Genomic DNA, 3,355 nt, shown 5'->3' with positions numbered 1-3,355 from the left:
TGACTATAGCTTACTAATTGAAAATCTCTTTGATGATGAATTCATATTTGCTTCAGATAATAATTCTTAAAACAATCATAAGATGACTGCCAGTAGCCTATTATAATTGTTATTACCTCACTTCTGTTCAGTCGACTTTTAGGACCAGATTTGTTGTTATGGTTAGTAATTGAATTTGTATGCTTGTCTAATTCTTGAAAAAAATCATCGACGTAACAAAATATTTCTGTAAAATCCATTATCATAGGTTATTGCTCTTAAAGTTTTTTCAATAACCTATAAACTTTTTTCTAATACTATAAATACCATATTTTAATTAGCAATTTATATTTTGTACTCACTTTATAACAAAAACAGTATTATTAAGATCCACGTAACCCAGTTACTATCAGCTATTCAGCGACTTTTTGAATACGAAACTCGCGTTTTATAACAAAAACAATATTATAAAAATAAAACTTAAAATATTTCTCATTACTACCCATTCAAGCATTGTTACGTGGATCAAAAAATGCGTTCTAGGTCATACCGTGGCTTGACCACGGTATCCAGAAAAATAACTTAAAATACTAATAATATTAGTATTTTAAACTAGATCCCGCGATCAAGTCGCGGGATGACAGAAGTGGAATTGATACATGCAACAACGCTTACTCTTTCATAACATTATTATAAAATTCCGCAATTTTCTCTTTTACCGCTGCGGGATCGTTCATCAAATTAACGGCACCTCTAAACTCTGCCGAATTCGGTAAACCACTACTATACCAACCAATATGCTTACGTGCAATAGGTACGCCCACGGATTCACCGTAATAATCAAGTATTGCATCATAATGCTCTGTTACAATATCTAGCTGCTCTGCTATAGAGGGAGCAGATTTTTCTTTACCTGTTTTAAGGTAATGATCAATTTGTGAAATAAGCCAAGGTTTGCCGTATGCTCCTCTACCGACCATAATACCGTCCACACCGGATTTTTGCAGGGCTTCTTTTGCTTTGGCAAAATTAGTAATATCACCGTTAGCAATAACCGGAATTTTTACCGCTTCTTTAACTGATCGTATAAAATCCCAATCGGCATTACCGGAATAAAACTGACATCTAGTTCTACCGTGAACGGTAACCATCTGAACACCTGAGCTTTCAGCAATTTTGGCTAAAGTCGGAGCATTTTTCGTATTATCATCCCAGCCCATACGCATTTTAACGGTTACCGGCAGCTTAACCGCTTTAACGGTAGCTTCAAAAATCTTAGCTGCCAGCTGCTCATCCCTCATTAGAGCTGAGCCTGAATAACCGCCTACTACTTTTTTTGCCGGACAGCCAAAATTAAGATCGATAATTTTTGCCCCCATATCCTCGTTCATTTTAGCAGCTTCAGCTATTACATTCGGCTCACAGCCCGCTAGCTGTATACAAGCACTTGTTGCATCATCACGCATAATAGCACTTTTTTGTAGTGACTGCCTAGATTCCACAATCATTGCTCTACTTGCTACCATTTCAGAAACTACAAGCCCTGCACCGAATCTTTTCACCAATCTTCTAAATTCCAAATCCGTAACACCCGACATTGGAGCTAGTATAATATTTGAAGAAAGCTCAATATTGCCGATTTTGATCATAAAAACCGTTATAATAATAAACGCTCATAATATCATAATTAAGTATTTTTGTCCTTACTACATGACAATTTTTAGAGATGTAAGGACTAAAGGATTGAATTTTGCTGATAATTCATGATGATAACGGGGAAAGAACTTGGTTTACATATGAAAGATCATTCCGCCCCTCTAGTCGAATTATTACAAAAACATATTTTGCTTAATTTATCAAGAGCAAAATGTTTAGGATTATTTATCATTTCAATGCTTAACAGCAGGACAGTAAACATGTCATTGTTATGCAATAGAATGCCGTCTGGGATTAAAGCAGCTTCATGGTATAGAAGGATGCAAAGATTTATCTCTGAAATCTCAATATCATGGAGAGTATTACCTGTTATGTTAGTCATGATGACTGGGTTTGAGCAGGAGCAAAAATGGGTATTGTGTTTAGATAGAACGAATTGGAAATTTGGTAAACGACATATAAATATTTTATATTTAGCTGTCAGTTTTCATGGTATAGCGATCCCCCTTTTTGGAATTTTCTAAGTGATAAAAAGTGTGGTAACTCTGATTATATTGAGCGTATTGATCTGATGGAGTGTTTTTTAGAAGTTTTTGACAAAAACCGCATTGAAGCATTAACCGCTGATAGAGAATTTATAGGTAAGGAATGGCTCTCTTGGCTTAGAACAAATCAAATAAGATACGTTTTTCGAGTTAGAGAAAATAGACAATATATCAGTAATGCAAGGGGAAAAATGGTTAAAATACAAGAGTTATTTCGCCCTCTAGCCATAGGATCGCATGTGAGTTTGTCACAACGTAGAATTGGTACAAAAGGTGAAATATTTAATGTAGTAGGGATCAGAAATAAGAAGAGTGAACTTGCAGTCTTAATACATAGTGATGAGATCAAAAATCCTGCTGAGATATATGCTCAAAGATGGCAAATTGAAACAATGTTCAAAGCTTTTAAATCAGCAGGATTCAACTGTGAAGCAACTCATATTACTAATGATTTACGATTAGATACATTGATGCAAATATTGTCTATTGCATTTTGCCTAGCTTATCAAACTGGAGAGATTATAGTTTTAGATAAACCAATAGTTATTAAAAAACATGGTTATAGGCAAAATAGTATATTTCGTGTTGGATTAGATACATTGGTTAATATCTTGTATAATATTTCTACTCAATTAGTACGTTGGATACAGCTGTTGTCCTTGATATTCCAATATCCAAAGATGATAAAATGAAAAATTGTCATGTAGTAAGATTTTTGTCTAATATTACTAATTAAGAATAGACAAAAGCCGATTAATCTATTATAAGCTTATTGTTGTATTTGGTTTTCCAGTCATTGCGAGGAGAAACTGTAAGTTTCGACTAAGCAATCCAGTTAAAAAATTCTAATTTATAGAATTTTTTTATTATCTTTTCTGGATTGCCACACTCCTTTCAGTCGCTCGCAATGACGATTTAGGCATACTCTGAATAAATGAGGAGTAAGTAGACGAAGTTTAATTTGGAAAAGAGCAAGGAGTTCACAAGACGAGGAACGCAGCGCTTATACGTGAGTACCGCAGTACTTGTAGAACGACATAGCCAATTTTTCAAATTAAACGAGTATATACGGCCATGTAGCTCAGTCGGTAGAGCAAAGGACTGAAAATCCTTGTGTCGTTGGTTCAATTCCAACCGTGGCCACCATTCTTTATTTCTATTCCAATTTATATACA

General features: G+C 34.6%; 3 protein-coding genes and 1 tRNA gene. 3 read left to right on the top strand and 1 reads right to left on the bottom strand.

Annotated features, from left to right (window positions below; all coding sequences use genetic code 11):
• Nucleotides 1-650: 650 nt before the first annotated feature.
• Nucleotides 651-1,628 carry a tRNA dihydrouridine synthase DusB gene (gene dusB / locus REIS_RS00135; protein ID WP_008579221.1) on the bottom strand — a complete coding sequence of 326 codons (978 nt, stop codon included), beginning with the start codon at nt 1,626-1,628 and terminating at the stop codon, nt 651-653.
• Between the two features lie 114 nt (nt 1,629-1,742).
• Between dusB and REIS_RS11675 the strand changes: the two genes are divergently transcribed.
• The 3 genes from REIS_RS11675 (at nt 1,743) to REIS_RS00125 (ending at nt 3,326) form a co-directional block, all read left to right on the top strand.
• A complete protein-coding gene (locus REIS_RS11675) occupies nt 1,743-2,159 on the top strand; it encodes a hypothetical protein (protein ID WP_008579220.1) in 417 nt (138 codons plus the stop codon).
• Nucleotides 2,105-2,872 (top strand): IS4 family transposase, encoded by a 768-nt coding sequence (locus REIS_RS11670; RefSeq protein WP_338109792.1) that lies wholly within the window; start codon nt 2,105-2,107, stop codon nt 2,870-2,872. The genes REIS_RS11675 and REIS_RS11670 overlap by 55 nt, the downstream gene beginning before the upstream one ends.
• Nucleotides 2,873-3,250: 378 nt before the next feature.
• Nucleotides 3,251-3,326 (top strand) — tRNA-Phe (locus tag REIS_RS00125).
• Nucleotides 3,327-3,355: the final 29 nt, after the last annotated feature.

The organism is Rickettsia endosymbiont of Ixodes scapularis (assembly GCF_000160735.1).
Taxonomy (GTDB): domain Bacteria; phylum Pseudomonadota; class Alphaproteobacteria; order Rickettsiales; family Rickettsiaceae; genus Rickettsia; species Rickettsia tamurae.
Note: the sequence above shows the minus strand (reverse complement) of the source record. Positions and strands in the feature narration are given on the sequence as shown.

What these genes read in the sequence shown, in the direction of transcription:
- dusB (WP_008579221.1), bottom strand. Translation starts at nt 1,628, where the DNA reads ATGATCAAAATCGGCAATATTGAGCTTTCTTCAAATATTATACTAGCT.
- REIS_RS11675 (WP_008579220.1), top strand. Translation starts at nt 1,743, where the DNA reads ATGATGATAACGGGGAAAGAACTTGGTTTACATATGAAAGATCATTCC.